This is a genomic window from Rhizobium sp. USDA 4016 (genome assembly GCF_056279705.1).
The window spans coordinates 220476-237246 of sequence record NZ_JBWCCY010000004.1 but is presented as its reverse complement, the minus strand read 5'-3'; the positions used below and the strand labels follow the sequence as shown (position 1 = coordinate 237246).

17 protein-coding genes are annotated in these 16771 nt (G+C 60.2%); 6 read left to right on the top strand and 11 right to left on the bottom strand.

The genetic code is table 11. From position 1 onward, the window contains the following. Positions 1 to 6 precede the first annotated feature (6 nt). Together ACZ9DP_RS16395 and odc2 are read right to left on the bottom strand one after the other, a co-directional pair. Positions 7 to 597, bottom strand: coding sequence for a GNAT family N-acetyltransferase (locus tag ACZ9DP_RS16395; RefSeq protein ID WP_194728219.1), 591 nt, complete (start codon positions 595 to 597; stop codon positions 7 to 9). Between the two features lie 88 nt (positions 598 to 685). Continuing rightward, positions 686 to 1819 (bottom strand): ornithine/lysine decarboxylase, encoded by a 1134-nt coding sequence (gene odc2 / locus ACZ9DP_RS16390; RefSeq protein WP_028739747.1) that lies wholly within the window; start codon positions 1817 to 1819, stop codon positions 686 to 688. A gap of 524 nt (positions 1820 to 2343) precedes the next feature. Here odc2 and ACZ9DP_RS16385 point away from each other — a divergent pair. The 3 genes from ACZ9DP_RS16385 (at position 2344) to ACZ9DP_RS16375 (ending at position 5048) form a co-directional block, all read left to right on the top strand. Further along, entirely contained in the window at positions 2344 to 3237 is an 894-nt protein-coding gene (locus ACZ9DP_RS16385; RefSeq protein ID WP_022715917.1) for a LysR family transcriptional regulator, read from the top strand. 102 nt (positions 3238 to 3339) lie between these two features. Next, complete coding sequence (locus tag ACZ9DP_RS16380) at positions 3340 to 3981, top strand: DUF1007 family protein (RefSeq protein ID WP_194728221.1); 642 nt, start codon at positions 3340 to 3342, stop codon at positions 3979 to 3981. Then, complete coding sequence (locus tag ACZ9DP_RS16375) at positions 3975 to 5048, top strand: nickel/cobalt transporter (RefSeq protein ID WP_476202909.1); 1074 nt, start codon at positions 3975 to 3977, stop codon at positions 5046 to 5048. The genes ACZ9DP_RS16380 and ACZ9DP_RS16375 overlap by 7 nt, the downstream gene beginning before the upstream one ends. Positions 5049 to 5052: 4 nt before the next feature. Here ACZ9DP_RS16375 and ACZ9DP_RS16370 read toward each other — a convergent pair whose 3' ends face one another. The 4 genes from ACZ9DP_RS16370 to ACZ9DP_RS16355 all read right to left on the bottom strand — a co-directional run bounded on the left by ACZ9DP_RS16370 (position 5053) and on the right by ACZ9DP_RS16355 (position 7473). Next, positions 5053 to 5259, bottom strand: a complete 207-nt coding sequence (locus ACZ9DP_RS16370) for a hypothetical protein (RefSeq protein ID WP_194728223.1) — start codon at positions 5257 to 5259, stop codon at positions 5053 to 5055. After that, positions 5256 to 5948, bottom strand: coding sequence for a GNAT family N-acetyltransferase (locus ACZ9DP_RS16365; RefSeq protein WP_476202908.1), 693 nt, complete (start codon positions 5946 to 5948; stop codon positions 5256 to 5258). The genes ACZ9DP_RS16370 and ACZ9DP_RS16365 overlap by 4 nt, the downstream gene beginning before the upstream one ends. A 64-nt stretch (positions 5949 to 6012) precedes the next feature. Then, entirely contained in the window at positions 6013 to 6732 is a 720-nt protein-coding gene (locus ACZ9DP_RS16360; protein ID WP_239596888.1) for a tellurite resistance TerB family protein, read from the bottom strand. 102 nt (positions 6733 to 6834) lie between these two features. Then, positions 6835 to 7473, bottom strand: a complete 639-nt coding sequence (locus tag ACZ9DP_RS16355; RefSeq protein WP_476202907.1) for a 2-dehydro-3-deoxy-phosphogluconate aldolase — start codon at positions 7471 to 7473, stop codon at positions 6835 to 6837. Between the two features lie 151 nt (positions 7474 to 7624). On the opposite strand from ACZ9DP_RS16355, the gene ACZ9DP_RS16350 reads away from it, so the two are divergent. From ACZ9DP_RS16350 to trhO, 3 genes are all read left to right on the top strand, one after another. Then, on the top strand, positions 7625 to 8113 hold the full coding sequence (locus ACZ9DP_RS16350; protein WP_039846143.1) for a CYTH domain-containing protein: 489 nt from the start codon (positions 7625 to 7627) through the stop codon (positions 8111 to 8113). Next, positions 8091 to 8999: a CHAD domain-containing protein gene (locus ACZ9DP_RS16345; protein WP_476202906.1), complete on the top strand. Its 909-nt coding sequence runs from the start codon at positions 8091 to 8093 to the stop codon at positions 8997 to 8999. The genes ACZ9DP_RS16350 and ACZ9DP_RS16345 overlap by 23 nt, the downstream gene beginning before the upstream one ends. 80 nt (positions 9000 to 9079) lie before the next feature. Next, positions 9080 to 10009, top strand: coding sequence for an oxygen-dependent tRNA uridine(34) hydroxylase TrhO (gene trhO, locus ACZ9DP_RS16340; RefSeq protein ID WP_476202905.1), 930 nt, complete (start codon positions 9080 to 9082; stop codon positions 10007 to 10009). 2 nt (positions 10010 to 10011) lie between these two features. On the opposite strand, the gene ACZ9DP_RS16335 is transcribed toward trhO, so the two are convergent. From ACZ9DP_RS16335 to ACZ9DP_RS16315, 5 genes are all read right to left on the bottom strand, one after another. Then, entirely contained in the window at positions 10012 to 12219 is a 2208-nt protein-coding gene (locus ACZ9DP_RS16335) for a bifunctional diguanylate cyclase/phosphodiesterase (RefSeq protein WP_476202903.1), read from the bottom strand. Positions 12220 to 12390: 171 nt separating this feature from the next. Further along, entirely contained in the window at positions 12391 to 13167 is a 777-nt protein-coding gene (locus ACZ9DP_RS16330; RefSeq protein WP_074069713.1) for a MetQ/NlpA family ABC transporter substrate-binding protein, read from the bottom strand. Positions 13168 to 13201: 34 nt separating this feature from the next. Then, positions 13202 to 13867 carry a methionine ABC transporter permease gene (locus tag ACZ9DP_RS16325; protein ID WP_476202901.1) on the bottom strand — a complete coding sequence of 222 codons (666 nt, stop codon included), beginning with the start codon at positions 13865 to 13867 and terminating at the stop codon, positions 13202 to 13204. Beyond that, a complete protein-coding gene (locus ACZ9DP_RS16320; RefSeq protein ID WP_476202900.1) occupies positions 13857 to 14930 on the bottom strand; it encodes a methionine ABC transporter ATP-binding protein in 1074 nt (357 codons plus the stop codon). The genes ACZ9DP_RS16325 and ACZ9DP_RS16320 overlap by 11 nt, the downstream gene beginning before the upstream one ends. A gap of 438 nt (positions 14931 to 15368) precedes the next feature. Next, positions 15369 to 16742, bottom strand: a complete 1374-nt coding sequence (locus ACZ9DP_RS16315; protein WP_372432601.1) for a GH1 family beta-glucosidase — start codon at positions 16740 to 16742, stop codon at positions 15369 to 15371. Positions 16743 to 16771 lie beyond the last annotated feature (29 nt).

Genomic DNA, 16771 nt, shown 5'->3' with positions numbered 1-16771 from the left:
GACCCGTCAGGCGGCCTTCCGGAGCGGCGCCTTGGCCAGCATGCGCCCCGAGGGAACAATCATGCCGGCTGCGCCGTCAAGCCAGCCTTCCGTCAACTCCAGCGCCAGGAAGCGCGAGCGTTCGAACGGGCCGGGCATGACGAGATGGCAAGCCTTCTCGGCAAAGAAGCCGAAGCGCTCGTAATAGGCAGCATCTCCGACGAGCAGGATCGCGCCATGTCCGCGGTTCTTGGCCTCGAGAATCGCCGCACGCATCAGCGCCGAACCGACACCCTTGCCCTCAAAGGTCGGATCGACGGCCAAAGGGCCGAGCAGCAACGCATTGATCGACGTGCCGTCGGTGTTGACGCCAGCCTCGATGTTCCAGAGGCGCACGGTGCCGATGACATGGCCGTCGCGGTCGCGCGCGACAAGTGCCAAGCCTTCTGCCGGGATGCGGCCGCGCCGGATCTTCTCCGACGACTTCTTGCGGCGGTTCGGACCCATGGCGCGATCGAGCAGGTTCTCGCGCGGTACGACATCCGACGGATTCTCGGAATCGATGGTGAAGACGGAGGGCGCAAAGAATGCGCGGACAGAATCAAGAACAGCGGCCATCTTGGCCTCCCGAACTCAAAACCGTTTCAGACGGTGTCGAAAGGAAATTGTGAAGGTGCCGCCCCGATTGGCTACGGGGCCGGCTGGATCAGATGACGTAGGCCTTCAGCGGCTCAAAGCCATTAAAAGCAACCGCCGAATAGGTCGTGGTATAGGCACCGGTGCCTTCGATCAGAACCTCGTCGCCAATGGTGAGGCTCACCGGCAGCGGGTAGAGGTTCTTCTCGTAGAGCACGTCGGCCGAATCGCAGGTCGGGCCGGCGATGACGCAAGGCTCCATCTTGTCGCCGTCGCGTTCGGTGCGAATCGGGTAGCGGATGGCCTCATCCATCGTTTCGGCGAGACCGCCGAACTTGCCGATGTCGAGGAATACCCAGCGGGCCGTGTCGTTGTCCGACTTCTTCGAGACAAGCACCACTTCAGCCTTGATGACGCCGGCATTGCCGACCATACCGCGGCCCGGCTCGATGATCGTCTTCGGGATCTGGTTGCCGAAGTGATCGCGCAGGCTCTGGTAGATCGAACGGCCATAAGCCTCGGCCGACGGAACGTCACGAAGGTATTTCGTCGGGAAGCCGCCGCCCATGTTGACCATCTGCAAATGGATGCCCTGCTTGGCAAGCTGCACGAAAACGCGCTTGGCATCGGCAAGAGCCGAATCCCAGGCATCAACCTTGGTCATCTGCGAACCGACATGGAACGAGACGCCATAGGATTCGAGGCCGAGCTGATGGGCATAGACAAGAACATCGACAGCCATTTGCGGGACGCAGCCGAACTTGCGCGATAGCGGCCATTCGGCGCCTTCGCCATCCGTGAGCACGCGGCAGAACACGCGGGCGCCGGGAGCGGCGCGCGAGATCTTCTCGACTTCCTCGTGGCTGTCGACCGCAAAGAGGCTGACGCCGAGCGCACAGGCGCGGGCGACGTCGCGCTCCTTCTTGATCGTATTGCCGTAGGAGATGCGTGCAGCGGTCGCACCGGCATCCAGTGCCATTTCGATTTCAGCGACAGACGCGCAATCGAAATTGGAGCCGAGCGAAGCCAGCAGCTTCAGCACTTCCGGAGCCGGGTTTGCCTTGACAGCATAGTAGATCGCGCTGTCCGGCATCGCATGACGGAAGGCGTTGAAATTGTCGCGCACGACGTCGAGGTCGACCACGAGGCAGGGACCGTCGGGACGTCGGGTTGCGAGAAAGTCGCGGATGCGCTGGGTGGTCATATCGATTCCCTCTTCCAATTCCAGAGCTCCGGCAAAAACCGGAGGACAAAGGGCATACGAATGCTCGCATTGGAACCAGCCGGTGGAGACCCCGGAACCATAGCAAGCGCTCGATGCGCAAATATTGAACCAACGCCACGACAGCGGCATAGTTCGGCTTTGTCTGCCATGGATTGGAGGGAAAATCCCAACCGCACTTCCGGCAATGAAGGTGTGCCTCTTCAGTAACCCCGGCTGATGGAAAGCCGGAAGACACCAGAAAGGCCCGCACCGTCGTTGCTTAGGCGTCCTCGCATTTCCCGGTTGGCCGGAATAGCGACTGGAGGGGTTAGTTCCAGGTACCTTACCGATGACCTCACCTAATCGAGGGTCGGCGGACACCCATGGGCACGTGCGACTTTGGGCTGAGGACGAGATAAGAATATTCGCAGTCATAATCAAGAATTTTTTTGCCCTTCGCTCAAAAAATAAATTGAACAACTGCGCGCAATTTGTTCAATCTTCCGCAACAACGGGAGATGGCCATGGACACACTGACGCGCATACGCGCCTTCATCGATGTCGTTGAAGCGGAAGGTTTTTCCGCCGCAGCGCGGCGCACCGGCCGCTCCAAGGCGCTGCTTTCCAAATATGTGCGCGAGCTGGAAGACGAGTTGGGCGCCCTGCTGCTCAATCGCACCACCCGGCAGTTTTCGATGACCGAGGCCGGGCATACTTATTACCGCACCGCCTCCGACATTCTGAAGGAGATCGACAACCTCGCCGATCTGGTCCGCGAGAACAACGCGCAACTCAAAGGCCGGCTGAAGATCTCGGTGCCGCGCACCTTTGTCGATGCCGATGTCGGTCAGTCGTTGATCGATTTTGCCAAGGAGAATCCGGATCTGCAGCTGGAAATCGCCGCAGACGACCGGTTCGTCGATCTGATCGAAGAAGGTTTCGACCTGGCGATCCGCGTCACGAAGCTAGAAGATTCGGGAATGATCGCGCGAAAGATCTCGGATTTCCGCGTCCACGTCTGCGCCACGCCGGAGTTTCTCGAGCGCTATCCGAACCTCGAACATCCGACGGACATTTCCAACGTTCCCTTCATCGTGGATACGAACTCGCGCACGCAGGCAAGCGTCCGTTTCTACAATCCGGACAGCACGTCCTTCGCCGTCGCGGTTTCCGGACCGATCGAGGTGAACAGCCCGCATGCGACATTGCGCGCGGCTCTTTCCGGCATCGGCATTGCGGTCATCCCGGACTTCATCGCTCGTAAGCCGATCGAGGACGGCCGGCTCGTGACGCTGTTCAACGACTACATACCGACCGATCGCGGGATTTATGCCGTTTATCCGCATCGGCGCTACCTGCCGGCAAAGGTGCGCATCTTCGTGGATTACCTCCATGCTTGGTTCAAGAAGCAGGCTTGAAGCCGGCCTGATTCACTTTGTCACCTTGAGGCAGGTCCCAATTCCGTCCCATTCTCCGGCAAGAAGACACCAACCGATTTGGGCAGAGCGGTAACCAGACACATGAAGAAATCCACTTACCTGATGGCCGCGCTGATCTTACTTGCGCCGGCCGCGGCCATGGCACACCCGCATATTTTCGTGGAAGCTCGGCTCGAAGTCGTGGCAGCGCCCGACGGGAGCGTTCAGGAGTTGCGAAACGTCTGGCGTTTCGACGAGGTGTTCTCCTCCTCCGTCGTCATGGATTTCGACAAGAACACCGATCTGAAGCTGGAGCCGAACGAGCTCGCCGAAGTCGGCAAGACTGTCCGCGAGTCGCTCTCGGACTATGACTACTACATGAATCTGACGATCGACGGGAAGAACGTGACCGTGCAGAAGCCGGACATCATTCACGTCGACTACAAGGAAGGTCAGCTTCTGATGTTCTTCGCGGTAAAGCCCGCGGAGAAGATGCCGCTGAAGGGCAAACTCACCTTCGGCGTCTACGACCCCACGCTCTACACCTCGATCGACTTCCCGACGGACAAGGAGCTGGCAACAGTCGGGGACGGCTTCAAGAACTGCAAGCATGATGTGCTGCGGCCGGACGCCGATCAGGTGATTTCTCAAAACAAGCAGTCGCTGACCGACGCCTTCTTCAACGATCCGACCGGCACCGACATGTCCAAGCTCTTTGCCACCAGGCTGGAGGTTTCATGCTGAAACGGAGCGCTTTGCTGTTCCTTCCAACGGCCGCATTCGCGCTGCTGGCGCTCATGAACGTGGCGCATGCGCAATCGCCGCTCGGGATTGGAACTGCGGAGCCAAGTTTCCAGCCGACAGGTGGACCGCTGGCGCCGCTGCTTGCCTACATCAATTACGAACAGCAGGCCTTCTACCGCGCGCTGACGGATGCCCTGAGGGCAATGCGTGAAGACCCGTGGCAGCTTGCGTCGCTGATCGGCCTTTCCTTCGCCTATGGCGTCTTCCATGCGGCCGGTCCTGGGCATGGCAAGGCAGTGATCTCCTCCTACATGATCGCCAACGAAATCGAGCTGAAGCGCGGCGTAGTGATCTCCTTCATCTCAGCCTTCATTCAGGGTGCAGTGGCAGTGGCGCTCGTCGGCGGTGCCTGGCTCATCCTGCGTGGCAGCGGCATAACCCTGACGCAGGCGACGAATGCGATGGAGATCACAAGCTTCGTCATGGTCATCGCCTTCGGTGGCTGGCTGCTTTTTCGCAAATTGCGTTCGATGATCAGCGGCCTGCCAAAGCGTGAAGTCGTGGAGACCTCTGCCGGTCCGGTCAGCATGATGCTCGACTGGAAGGACAATGAAAGCCGCAGGGAAGCCTATGCCTTCGGCGAGAAGCAGGCACGCAAGGCGGGACATAACTTCATCGCCGGCATGGCCTGCGAAACCTGCGGCCGCTCTCATGCGCCGGACCCGTCGCTGCTGGGCGGCGACAAATTCAGTATCCGGGAAGCCTGGTCTGCGATCGTTGCCGTCGGCCTTCGCCCCTGCTCCGGCGCGCTGCTCGTCATGACCTTTTCGCTGCTGAACGGCCTTTATCTCGGCGGCATTCTTTCTGTGCTCGCCATGTCGCTTGGCACGGCCATCACGGTCGCCATCCTCGCGATCCTTGCCGTCGCCGCCAAGGGCACCGCCGTCCGCATCTCCGGCCGTGGCTCAGCGAGATCGATCTGGATTGGCAACGCGATCGAAATCCTGGGCGCCGTCCTGGTGATTTGCATGGGCGTGCTGCTGCTCGGCGCCTCGCTTCAGGGGTAGGCTCTTATTTCCCCCTGCCTCGCTGATAGTGCGCCCTCAGCCAGAATATCGCGAAGAAGCCGAGCAGCAGCGCCGCGCCGGCAATGACCGCAAGCGCGGGAGAATAGCTGCCGATCCAAAGAACGAGCGTCGGCAGGAAATAGATGACTAGTCCCGCGCAAATGAGGATGGTCGCGGCGGCGATCGCCTGAGAACGGCTTTCGGGGCTCATGCGAGCCTTTCCTTTTCAAGATCGGAACGGATATCCTGCAGGCGCCGGCGCTGCTTGCCTTGGGCATCGAAGTTCTCCGGCGAAAGCCAGGTCTCGAAAGCCTCGCTGATCAGCGGCCACTCGCTGTCGATCATCGAGAACCAAGCCGTGTCGCGGTTGCGGCGCTTGGAGATCATATGCTGACGAAAAACACCTTCGAACTTGAAGCCGTAGCGCGCGGCCGTCGTCTTGCTGGCCTCGTTGTTGTTGTCGCACTTCCATTCGTAGCGGCGGTACCCGAGGTCTTCGAAGACATGCTTGGCCATCAGGTAATGCGCTTCGGTGGAAAGCGGCGAACGCTTCATATCCGGCCCGTGCGCCACGCCGCCGATTTCGACGACGCCGTTGGCCGGGTCGGCACGCATATAATTGGCCATGCCGACGATCCTGCCGGTGGAGGTATCGCGGAAGATGTGGGTGAGCCAGCCAGACTTGGTATAGGCGTTCTCAAGCCACTTGGCGAAATCGTCGATGCCGGCAAAATCGTCCTGCGCGAAGTAGAGAAGCAGCGGGTTGATGCCCATGCCGCCGAGGCCGTCCCAGAGCGCCTGAAGGTGCTCCGCCCGAACATAGGGCTCGACCGACACGTAGCGCCCTTTCAGTGTCACATAATCAGGTGCCGGCACCTTGAAATTCGATAGATCGCGCATGCTCACTCCTCTCGTCGGAAGAGTGGATAGGCCAGCCGCCCTGGAAAGGCAACCAGCCTGCATGTCACCGTGACAAGGAAACCTTGGCGGAGGAAACCGTTGCTTCGATGTGGTCCACAAGCGCATCGGCAAGGCCAAGACGGCCGGCAAGAAGATCGAGATAGCCGCGTTCGGCCCGCGAGTCCGGCTCGATCGTCAGGCGCGAAGCCGTATAGAGCTCGACCTTCTGTTCCTCCGTAGTGGCGGCGGCGACCAGCGCGTCGAGATCGGTCGGCGAGGCAAGCTCGTGCTCGATGAAGGACGCGGCTTCGCCGCTGACGTCGGCGGCCTTTATCTTGTCCATGACATGCGCTCGCTCGGCGTCGTCGATATGCCCGTCGGCTTTGGCCGCCGCGATCATGGCGCGGATCAGCACGAGGGCAAATTCGTTGCTGCCAGCAGGCGAAGCCGGACCGAAACCTGAATCGGCGGGTGCCGGCAGAAGAACCGGCGTCGAGGGCGGAGGGGCATCCGAAGGCGTGGCAGGTGCCTGGCCCGCCTGGTAATTCTTGTAGGCCTGGTATCCGAGGCCGGCGATAGCTGCGAGCCCGCCGATTGCCAGCGCGTTGCCGGCAATATTGCGGCCCGTCTTCGTTCCGAGAAACACGGTCGCCAGCGCTCCGGCCTTCCACGGATTATCCTTGGCCAACTGGACGGCATCGCCGGCCCGGTTGCGGACACTTCCGCCGACGCCCGGTATTTGCGATCCCAGGAACTGGTCAAGAAGCTTCTTCGCGTCGAACATCCTTCATCGTCTCCCTGTTGAGGCAGACCTGAAGATAGGAAGCGGATCGACAAATACAAATGCCGGCGAAGCCGCCGGCATCCTGAAGCGATCAGGAAAATGTCAGGCCTTCAGCGCAGCCGCTTCCGAGGCGAGCTTGGTGATGCCGTCCCAATCGCCCGCAGCGACGAGTTCCTTCGGCGCCACCCAGGATCCGCCAACGCAGATGACGTTCGGCAGCGACAGGTAATCATTGGCGTTTTTAAGCGAAATGCCGCCAGTCGGGCAGAAAACGGTGCCGGCGAGCGGCGAGGAAAGCGCCTTGAGATATGCGGCACCGCCCGCCTGTTCGGCCGGGAAGAATTTCAACACCTGGTAGCCTTCTTCGCGAAGCGCCATGACTTCGCTTGCCGTAGCAGCGCCCGGCAGCAGCGGAACCGGCGATGCCGAAGCGGCGTCGAGCAGTTCCTGCGTGGCCCCCGGGCTGACGACGAACTTCGAGCCGGCAGCAATGGCCGCATCCCACTGCTGGGCATTCAGGATCGTGCCTGCGCCGACTTCCGCACCTTCGACCTCCTGCGAAACGGCACGGACCGTATCGAGTGCTGCAGGCGTGCGCATGGTGATCTCGATCGCCTTCAGGCCGCCGGCGACCAGCGCACGCGCCAGCGAAACGCCGGACTTCACGTCATCGACGATCAGCACCGGAACAACTGGCTGGAGTTTGAGGATGGAAAGGAGCTTTTCTGTCTTCTCGCCCATGGCCGCACGGTTCCTTAAACGATTGAATTGGGCTCCCGAATACCTCTCTGGACCCTCTTTGTCGAGACAAAACAGATGCGGCAAGAAGATGGGTATCCCTCCCGGGAGTTTTACGTTACGGTACCGCGATCGTCACAAAAGGTTCACTGAAATGGCGAAAGAGATCGAGCGGAAATTTCTGGTACGCAACGACGGCTGGCGCGCGAAGGCCGAGACGAAATCGATCCTCAGACAAGGTTACATCGCCTCGATGGACGACCGGTCCGTGCGTGTGCGCATCCTTGATGGAAAGCGCGCGCGGCTGACGATCAAGATCGGCCGCAGTACCGTGACCCGAGACGAGTTCGAATACGAAATCCCCGTTTCTGACGCCGAAGAATTGATGCAGAGCACCATTGGCCTGGTGATCGAAAAGACGCGTTACCGCGTTCCGCATGACAACTTCGTCTGGGAAGTCGATGTCTTTGCCGGTGCGCATCGCGGCCTGGTGATCGCTGAGGTGGAGATGAAGTCCGAAAATGACGATCCCTCCCGCCCCGCCTGGCTTGGCCGCGAAGTGACCGGCGATTTCCGCTATTCCAACCAAGCGCTCGCGACCGAATTCGAGTACGATCAGGATGCCCTTTCGCATACGGCCTGATTTCGATTTCACCGATGAGTTCCGAAGAGTGGCAACGGAACAGCTTGAACGTGCCATTGCCGTTCTCGAGGAGCGGCCGGACGGCGCGGATGAGGCGGTCCATGATTTTCGCAAGAACGTGAAGCGGCTGCGCTCTCTTTACCGGCTCGTGGCGAAAGAGGTGCCAAACTTTCAGAAGCGACAAAATGCCAGGCTGCGCGACACCGCAAAATCGCTTTCATCGATCCGGGACGCAGCAGCCCTGATCGGCACTGCCGAATATTTGCATAAAGGCGCCCGCGGCGACGTAGAGAGCGAAGCGCTCAGCCGCGTCGTCACCATTTTGCAAGCACGGCGTGACTGGATGGCGGAGGCCGAAAGCGGCCTTGAACAGAAGCTTCACGACACGGCCATCTCGCTAAAGGACGCGATCGCCGCAGTCGATAAGGTTTCTTTCAAGAACAACCCCCGTAGAAACGCCCGCATGCTTGCTAAAAGCTGGCGGCGAACTTTGCGAAGAGGGCGGACAGCGCTCGATGCATGCCACGATACGGCAGCGGTCGAGGATTTTCATGAACTGCGCAAGCGGACCTATGACTACCGGCTCTATCACACGCTGCTGCGCAATCTGTGGCCCGCCGCGATGAAGGCGAAGCAAGATGCAGCCAAGGATCTCGCAGAACGGCTCGGCCACGTCAACGATCTCTCGGTGCTTTCGCAACTGGTCGAGGCAGAGCCGCAGCTCTTTACGCGCAATGAAGATCTCGCCCACCTGCTCGATGCCATCATCTTCCGTCAGCAGGAAGAGCGGCAAAGCGCGCTCGCCGACGCCGGCCGCGTCTTTGCCGACAAACCGCAACGCGAGGCCAACCGGATTGAAGCACTCTGGCAGTTGAGCCGGAACTGAATTCGACAAGTGTCGAGCCTTAGCTGCGGCCGCAATGGCAACGCTTGCGCGAAAACGCTGCAGACTGTATTTCAGCGCGCATGACCGACAGCATCACTCACACCAGCCCGTTCCTCGTGGCGGCGCTTTATCATTTTGTTTCCGTGCCGCGCTTCGAAAGCCTGTGCGCGCCGCTGCAGACGCTTTGCGAAGAAAACGGCGTGAAGGGAACGCTGCTCCTGGCGCATGAGGGTATCAACGGGACGATCGCCGGGCCGGATGCTGGCATCGAAATGGTGCTCGCCTACCTGCGGGCGCAGCCGGAATTCACCGCCCTGGAACACAAGGAAAGCCGCGCATCCAAAATGCCTTTCCTGCGCATGAAGGTGAAACTCAAAAAAGAGATCGTCACGATGGGCGTCGAGAATATCGACCCCAACAAGGTGGTTGGGACTTATGTGATGCCGCAGGATTGGAACGCCTTGATATCCGATCCCGACACCATCGTCATCGACACGCGCAACGACTACGAAACGGCGATCGGCACCTTCCGTGGTGCCGTCGATCCGAAAACCAAGACCTTCCGCGAGTTTCCGGAATGGGTGCGCCAGAACACCGGCCTGCACAACAAGCCGAAGATCGCCATGTACTGCACCGGTGGTATCCGCTGCGAAAAGGCGACGGCTTTCATGAAGGAGCAGGGCTTTGAGGAGGTCTACCACCTCAAGGGCGGCATCTTGAAATATCTGGAGGAAGTTCCGCGGGAGGAAAGTCTGTGGGATGGCGCCTGTTTCGTCTTCGACGAGCGGGTGTCGGTCGAGCACGGACTGAAGGAAGGCGAGCACAAGCTCTGCCATGCCTGCCGCAATCCGATCACCGCAGAAGAGATCACGTCGCCGCTTTACGAGGAAGGCGTTTCCTGCAGCAGCTGCTACCACACGCGCACTGAAGACGACCGGCTGCGCTATCGCCAGCGGCAACTGCAGATCGCGCTTGCCAAGAAACGCGGCCAGACGCACATCGGGACTTAGGTTCAGGCAGCGGTTATCTGGCGCGGCATCGCGTCCAGGGCACGGTGTGCTTCAAGCATTTCGGTGATCCTGTCTGCCGGCACCGGCTTGCTGAAGAAATAACCCTGCAGGCAATCGCAACCAAAGAGACGAACGGCGAGCGCCTGCTCTTCTGTCTCGATACCCTCGGCCGTCACCGGAATATCCAGTGAGCGGGCAAGCGCGACGGTTGCCTGCAACATCTCGCGCTGGCTGTCGCTTTCGGTCACGCCCTCGACAAGCGAACGGTCGATCTTGATGCGGTCGAAACCGAATTGGCGGAGATAGCCGATCGACGAAAAGCCCGAGCCGAAATCATCGAGCGCGATCTTGACGCCGAGCGTCTTCAGCCGCTCGATCGATTGCCGGGTTCGCTGCGGATTCTGGATCATGTATCCTTCGGTGATCTCCAGCGTTACACGCTCCGCCTCGATCTCCGTCTGTTTCAGGACATAGCGAACATAGTCGGTAAAGGCCGGATTCCGGAACTGGCCGGGGGAAACGTTTACGGCAACGCGCAGCTCCGGCCATTGCTTGGCGGTCTCGCAGGCCTTGCGCAGCACAAAGAGACCGAGCGCCTCGATAAGCCCGCTGGTTTCGGCGATCGGAATGAATACTTCCGGCGATACAGGTCCGTGGCCGGGACGATTCCAGCGCACCAGCGCTTCGACGCCGTTCATCTCATGTGTAGAGGCATCGATCAGCGGCTGATAGGCAAGCGTCAGATCGCCGCTTTCGATCGCAACGCGCAGATCCAGTTCAAGCGCATTGCGCTCCTCGCGGTCGGCATCCATCGCGGGATCGTAAAGCGTCATGCGGGCCCGGCCCGCTTCCTTGGCCTTGTACATCGCAAGATCAGCACGGCGGACCAATTCTTCGCGACCGATCGTCCCGCCAGCAGCCATCGCGATGCCAATGCTGGCGCCGATGACGACGACGCGCCGGCCGATCTCCAGCGGCTCCGCCAGGAAATCCAGAATCTGTTCCGAAAGCTGCAGGGCATCGGCGTTGCCACCTTCAGACAGGAAAGCAATCGCGAATTCGTCGCCGCCAATGCGCGCCAGAACCGCGCCCTTTGGGATCAGCACCTTGAGGCCGGCAGCCACCGCGCGGATCAACTGATCACCGGTGCCATGCCCGTAGCTATCGTTGACTTCCTTAAAACCGTCGAGGTCGAGATAGAGAAGCAGTACGTTCTTACCGGTCTGCTTCGCCTTAGCAACGACGTCATCGACAGCAATCCCAAGGCCTTCACGGTTCGACAGCCCGCTGAGGCGATCGCGGAGCGCATCCTCGCGGGCATTGTTTTCCTCCGCCTTGAGCCGGCGTCCGGCGAGCCAGCCGATCACGAGCAGGCCAGCGAAGAACAGCCCGACGAGACCGAGTGCCTTCACAACCGTCGGGCGCACCTGTGCATAGCTGATGTCGCCCGGCGAACGCGAAATCCATACGAGTTTGCCGAGCGCCTTGCCGGCGGCATCATCGATCGCCACGGAATATTGCGCGTCGTAAGCAGCTGGCACCAGCTTCAATCCCTGGATAACATAGGTCTCCCCGAGGCTCCTGATCGTCTCGTCGTTCAGATGGCGGGCAAAAATCAGATAGCGGCGCTGCCCCGCAGGTGCATTCAGCGTGCCGGATTTTTCGCGCACGAGCGCAACGCCGACTGCCGCGATGCCGCTCTTGGTGCCGACGAAACCCACGGCTTCCGGTGATTCAAGCCCGGCGGCCTTCACTTTGTCGAACAACGTCCAGAACGATGGCGCAAAGAAATCGCCAAGCGCGCCCTCCATCGGCTGGCCGTCGCGATAGACCATCAGCGGTTTCTTGTCGTCATCTATGACGATCGCTACGTCGAAAAGGGCGCTGTTGGAGGACATTTCGCCGTAGTTGCTGATCGTCCATGCCATGCCATCGGGGGCATAGACATTGACGGCCGCATCGTCCCAGGCGGCATAGTCGTTCAGCGTCGCGCCGAGTTGCGCTTCGAATGTCTTGAGCGCCCCGGCCGTGGTTTCACGCGAACGTTCGTCGTCGAGAATATTGGCGTTATCGGTGACGCGCGACAGCGCCGTCAGCACCATGACGGTAACGACCGCGACCATAACCGCAAAGGAAAAAAGCACACCCGTAACAGTCGCGTGGCGGCCGATCCCCGAAGCCTGATTTTTTTGCCTAAAGAACGCAGGCATACATTACTCCCCGATAACGGGGGACTTTGCCAGTCAAGGCTTCAAAAACGGTTAAAGCAAACGGTACAAGGCTTCATCCGGGTGATTTTTCTCCATGAAAATCACTGGGCATTGAAATACCCTCCCCGCGGAACGGGAAGGGCTTGATTTCATAACGGTTTTGGCCGCCGCTTACCAGCCTGCGATGACCGAGCCCTTGAAAGTATCGGCGATGAACTGCTTCACCGCATCGCTGTGATAGGCTTCGACCAGCGTCTTCACCCAAGGCTGATCCTTGTCCTTCTCGTTGACCGCCAGAATATTGACATAGGGCGCCTTTTCGCCTTCGCGGGCAATCGGATCCTTCGAGGGATCAAGGCCGGCTTCCAACGCGTAGTTGGTGTTGATAACAGCGGCATCTACATCGTCCAGCGAACGCGGCAGCTGGGCGGCATCGAGTTCGGCGAACTTCAGATTCTTGGCATTTTCCGTGACATCGGCAGGTCCGACCTTCAGGCTCGCGCCATCCTTCAGCTTGATCAGTCCCTTATCGGCGAGGATCAGCAGAGCACGGCCGCCATTGGTCGGGTCGTTGGGGATCGCCACGGTAGCACCATCAGCGAGTTCCTCCAGGCTCTTCACCTTCTTGGAATAGACGCCCATCGGGAAGTTGACTGTATAGGCGACGTCAATGATCCTGAAGCCGCGATCGGCGACCTGGTTGTCGAGATAGGGCTTGTGCTGGAACGAGTTGGCGTTCAACTCGCCATCGGCAAGCGCCTGGTTCGGCACGACATAGTCGGAAAATTCCAGAATCTCGATGTCGAGGCCCTTGGGCGCTGCAACTTCCTTCACCTTCTCCATGATCTGTGCATGCGGACCCGGCGTCACGCCAATCTTGATGGTTTCGGCCGCGGCAGCAGTCGCAAAGGCCGCTGCGAAGGCGGCCGCGAGGATGATTTTCTTCATCGGTTTTCTCTCCTTGGGTTATAGGGCAATTCGATCAATTCTTGCGGGATCGCTTGTCGAAGCGGCGGGCAAGCGCATCGCCGACGCTCTGCACGGCCTGGACGAGCAGTATCAGGACGATGACGACGACCAGCATCACATCCGGCATGAAGCGCTGGTAGCCATAGCGGATGCCGAGATCGCCGAGCCCACCGCCGCCCACGGCGCCGACCATCGCCGAATAGCCAATGAGGCTGACCAGCGTCATCGTGAGCGCCAGTGTCAGCGCCGGACGCGCTTCGGCAAGAAGCACCTTGCGCACGATCTGCATCGGGGTCGCGCCCATGGCGCGGGCGGCTTCGATCAGGCCCTTGTCGACGTCGCGAATGGCGGCTTCGACGAGTCGCGCGAAGAACGGAATGGTTGCGATCGTCAACGGTACGATCGCTGCCTTGGTGCCGATCGACGTGCCGGTGACGAGGCGCGTGAAAGGGATGATCGCGACGACGAGGATGATGAAAGGTGTCGAGCGCGTCGCGTTGACGATCAGTCCAACGACGCGATTCACGGAAGGCGCCGGAAAGAGCTCGCCGCGGCCGCTAGTCGCCAGGAACACGCCGATCGGCAACCCGATCAGCGAGCCGATGAAGCCGGCGATCGCCACCATGCGCAGCGTATCGAGCGTTGCCTTGCCGATGAGAAGCAGAAGATCAGTAGACATAGCCGAGCACCTCCGCAACGAGACCGTTCGCCTTGAAGAATTCATCCGCTTTCGCGGAAGTCGCATCATCCGCTGCATAGGCGATGATAAGCGAGCCGTAGGGTTCGCCGCCGATCTCGTCGACCGTTCCGGCGATGATGTTGATATCCGAACCCAACGTCTGGATAAGCTGCGAGATCAGCGGCTGTTCCGCAGTGCGCCCGAAGAACGTGATGCGCACGGCAACGCGACCGCCCTGTGTCTTGTGCGGCCGCAGGCCGGCTGCGAGCGCTGCCGGAAGCTTCGAGCCCGGCAAACCGGAAAGCAATGCGCGCGTCGTCGGATGTTGCGGCCGGGTGAAGACATCGAAGGTGCGGCCGCGCTCGACGATGATACCCTTGTCGATCACCGCAACGTCGCTGGTCACGGCTTTGACGACCTCCATCTCGTGGGTAATCAGAAGCACCGTAAGCCCCAACTCTGCATTGATGCGCTTCACGAGATCGAGGATCGACTGGGTTGTCTCTGGATCGAGCGCGGAGGTCGCTTCATCGGAAAGCAAAAGCTTCGGCTGCGTGGCGAGCGCGCGGGCAATGCCGACGCGCTGTTTCTGGCCACCGGAAAGCTCTGCCGGATAGCGGTCTCGTTTGTCGGAAAGCCCGACGAGATCGAGCAGCGGCTCGACGCGCGTGCGAATGGCGTCCCTGTCGAAACCAGCGATTTCCAGGGGCAGCGCCACATTGCCGAAGGCGGTGCGCGAGGACAAAAGGTTGAAATGCTGGAAGATCATGCCGACCGAACGGCGGAGCGCACGCAGGCCAGCCTCGTCCAGATCGGGAACGTTGACGCCATCGACGATGACCTTGCCGCTCGTTGGACGTTCCAAGCCGTTGACAAGACGGATCAGCGTCGACTTGCCGGCGCCGGAACGCCCGATGATGCCAGTAATGGAGCCGCGTGCGACGGCGAAATCGACCGCATCAAGTGCGGTAAACGATTTGTTCTCGGCGCCGAAGCGTTTCGATACGTCTTCGAAGAGGACGGTATTTGCGGCATTGGCCGCGCTTGAAGAGTCGGAATGCATGGATGCTCTCGATGTTCAAAAAAGTCCGCAATCGCTGAATGGCTGGGGACGCGGCGCGTCTGGTCAGGCCGGCATTCGGCAACGCATTCGGAACAGAGAGGCAGTCTTTATCATCGCACAACCGGAAGATTCAATTTGATCGGCGCATGGCTGCCATGCGCAGGGATGTAATGCTTTATGGCGGAGTTCCAGTCGCGATTGACAGAGAGATTTTTTCTTTGAATCGGTCAGCGCGGCAAAAAACCACCCATTGTGCAATTGTCTGGTTCACGAAACGCGCGCCGCTTGCTTCTTCTCCCCAGCGGGGAGAAGTGCCCAAGCGTCAGCGAGGCGGTGGGGGTGAGCGACGAAAGGAGCGAACGACCGAACGACGAACAGCAAGGAGGACGGGTCTCCCATACGGCCTTTCGGGCCTTCTCATCAAGAGGCGGAGGGTATTCAACCCGCTTTGTGATTGCCCGCCGGAAACTGGCTTGCCAGTTGCCGGTACCACTTGCCGCTCTTCTTCACGGTGCGGACCTGGGTGTCGTAATCGACATGCACGAGGCCGAAACGCATCTTGTAGCCTTCCGCCCATTCGAAGTTGTCCATCAGGCTCCAGGCGAAGTAACCGCGCATCGGGTAGCCGTCCTTGATGAGGTCGGCAACGACCGCCAAGTGATCGCTGTAATAATCGAGGCGCGGCTGGTCATCGACCTCGCCGTTGACCACATCCATGTTGTAGCAGGCGCCGTTTTCGGTGATGTAGCATTCCGGCAGTTCATAGCGACGATAGAGGTCTTCGACAACGTGCTTGAGGCCGGGCGCATAAACCTCCCAGCCGATATCTGTCTTCACGTCGCTGGCACGCGGCGCTTCGGCCGTCCAGGGGAAATCGCCGTTCTTCGCCGGGTCGTCGGCAACACGCAGCGGCGTGTAGTAGTTGAGACCCCACCAATCGAGCTTCTGGCTGATGATCTTCATGTCTCCATCTTCGATGATGGGCATGCGGTCGCCGAGCGCTTCCACGAACTCGCTCGGATACTCGCCCTTGAAGACCGGATCGAAAAAAGCGCCGTTGTGGAACTGATGCGCGCGTTCGCCGGCTGCAATATCCGCCTTGCTCTGCGATCCCGGAATGACGGGCATCGCATTCAGCACCAGGCCGGCTGGTACCTTCGGCGCCTCGGCGCGGATCGCCTCGACGCCAAGTCCGTGCGCAAGGTTCATGTAGTGCATGGCGTGAAGCGCTGCCTGCATGTTGCGCTCGCCCGGCGCATGGATGCCGTAGAGATGGCTGAGCCAGACGATGCACCATGGTTCGTTGAAGGTCGCGACGCTGTCGAGCCGGTCGCCGAGACGCGCCATGACGGTCTTTGCGTAGCGCTGAAAAGCGTAGGCCGTGGAGCGCGCCGTCCAGCCGCCGTCGCCTGCCAACAGCAGCGGCAGGTCCCAATGATAAAGCGTCGCGAAGGTCTTGATGCCACGCGCCTTGCAACCGTCGACGAGGCGGTCGTAGAAATCGAGGCCGGCTTCATTCACAGGCCCGGTACCATCCGGAATGATGCGCGGCCAGGCGATCGAGAAGCGATAGGCCTCGACACCCATGTCCTTGATCAGGTCAAGGTCCTGTTCGAGCCGGTTGTAATGATCGCAGGCAACATCGCCATTATGGCGGTTATAGACACGACCCGGCATGTTGCAGAAGGCATCCCAGATCGACGCCTTGCGCCCATCCGCTTTACTGGCACCTTCGATCTGGAAGGCAGCCGTTGCGACGCCAAAGGTGAAATCGCCCGGAAAGCGGGCGGCGAGTGTCTTAGCCTCGATCATCTGAAAACCCCGTCTGGTACTGGACTGGT

What these genes read in the sequence shown, in the direction of transcription:
- ACZ9DP_RS16395 (WP_194728219.1), bottom strand. Translation starts at nt 597, where the DNA reads ATGGCCGCTGTTCTTGATTCTGTCCGCGCATTCTTTGCGCCCTCCGTC.
- odc2 (WP_028739747.1), bottom strand. Translation starts at nt 1,819, where the DNA reads ATGACCACCCAGCGCATCCGCGACTTTCTCGCAACCCGACGTCCCGAC.
- ACZ9DP_RS16385 (WP_022715917.1), top strand. Translation starts at nt 2,344, where the DNA reads ATGGACACACTGACGCGCATACGCGCCTTCATCGATGTCGTTGAAGCG.
- ACZ9DP_RS16380 (WP_194728221.1), top strand. Translation starts at nt 3,340, where the DNA reads ATGAAGAAATCCACTTACCTGATGGCCGCGCTGATCTTACTTGCGCCG.
- ACZ9DP_RS16375 (WP_476202909.1), top strand. Translation starts at nt 3,975, where the DNA reads ATGCTGAAACGGAGCGCTTTGCTGTTCCTTCCAACGGCCGCATTCGCG.
- ACZ9DP_RS16370 (WP_194728223.1), bottom strand. Translation starts at nt 5,259, where the DNA reads ATGAGCCCCGAAAGCCGTTCTCAGGCGATCGCCGCCGCGACCATCCTC.
- ACZ9DP_RS16365 (WP_476202908.1), bottom strand. Translation starts at nt 5,948, where the DNA reads ATGCGCGATCTATCGAATTTCAAGGTGCCGGCACCTGATTATGTGACA.
- ACZ9DP_RS16360 (WP_239596888.1), bottom strand. Translation starts at nt 6,732, where the DNA reads ATGTTCGACGCGAAGAAGCTTCTTGACCAGTTCCTGGGATCGCAAATA.
- ACZ9DP_RS16355 (WP_476202907.1), bottom strand. Translation starts at nt 7,473, where the DNA reads ATGGGCGAGAAGACAGAAAAGCTCCTTTCCATCCTCAAACTCCAGCCA.
- ACZ9DP_RS16350 (WP_039846143.1), top strand. Translation starts at nt 7,625, where the DNA reads ATGGCGAAAGAGATCGAGCGGAAATTTCTGGTACGCAACGACGGCTGG.
- ACZ9DP_RS16345 (WP_476202906.1), top strand. Translation starts at nt 8,091, where the DNA reads ATGCCCTTTCGCATACGGCCTGATTTCGATTTCACCGATGAGTTCCGA.
- trhO (WP_476202905.1), top strand. Translation starts at nt 9,080, where the DNA reads ATGACCGACAGCATCACTCACACCAGCCCGTTCCTCGTGGCGGCGCTT.
- ACZ9DP_RS16335 (WP_476202903.1), bottom strand. Translation starts at nt 12,219, where the DNA reads ATGCCTGCGTTCTTTAGGCAAAAAAATCAGGCTTCGGGGATCGGCCGC.
- ACZ9DP_RS16330 (WP_074069713.1), bottom strand. Translation starts at nt 13,167, where the DNA reads ATGAAGAAAATCATCCTCGCGGCCGCCTTCGCAGCGGCCTTTGCGACT.
- ACZ9DP_RS16325 (WP_476202901.1), bottom strand. Translation starts at nt 13,867, where the DNA reads ATGTCTACTGATCTTCTGCTTCTCATCGGCAAGGCAACGCTCGATACG.
- ACZ9DP_RS16320 (WP_476202900.1), bottom strand. Translation starts at nt 14,930, where the DNA reads ATGCATTCCGACTCTTCAAGCGCGGCCAATGCCGCAAATACCGTCCTC.
- ACZ9DP_RS16315 (WP_372432601.1), bottom strand. Translation starts at nt 16,742, where the DNA reads ATGATCGAGGCTAAGACACTCGCCGCCCGCTTTCCGGGCGATTTCACC.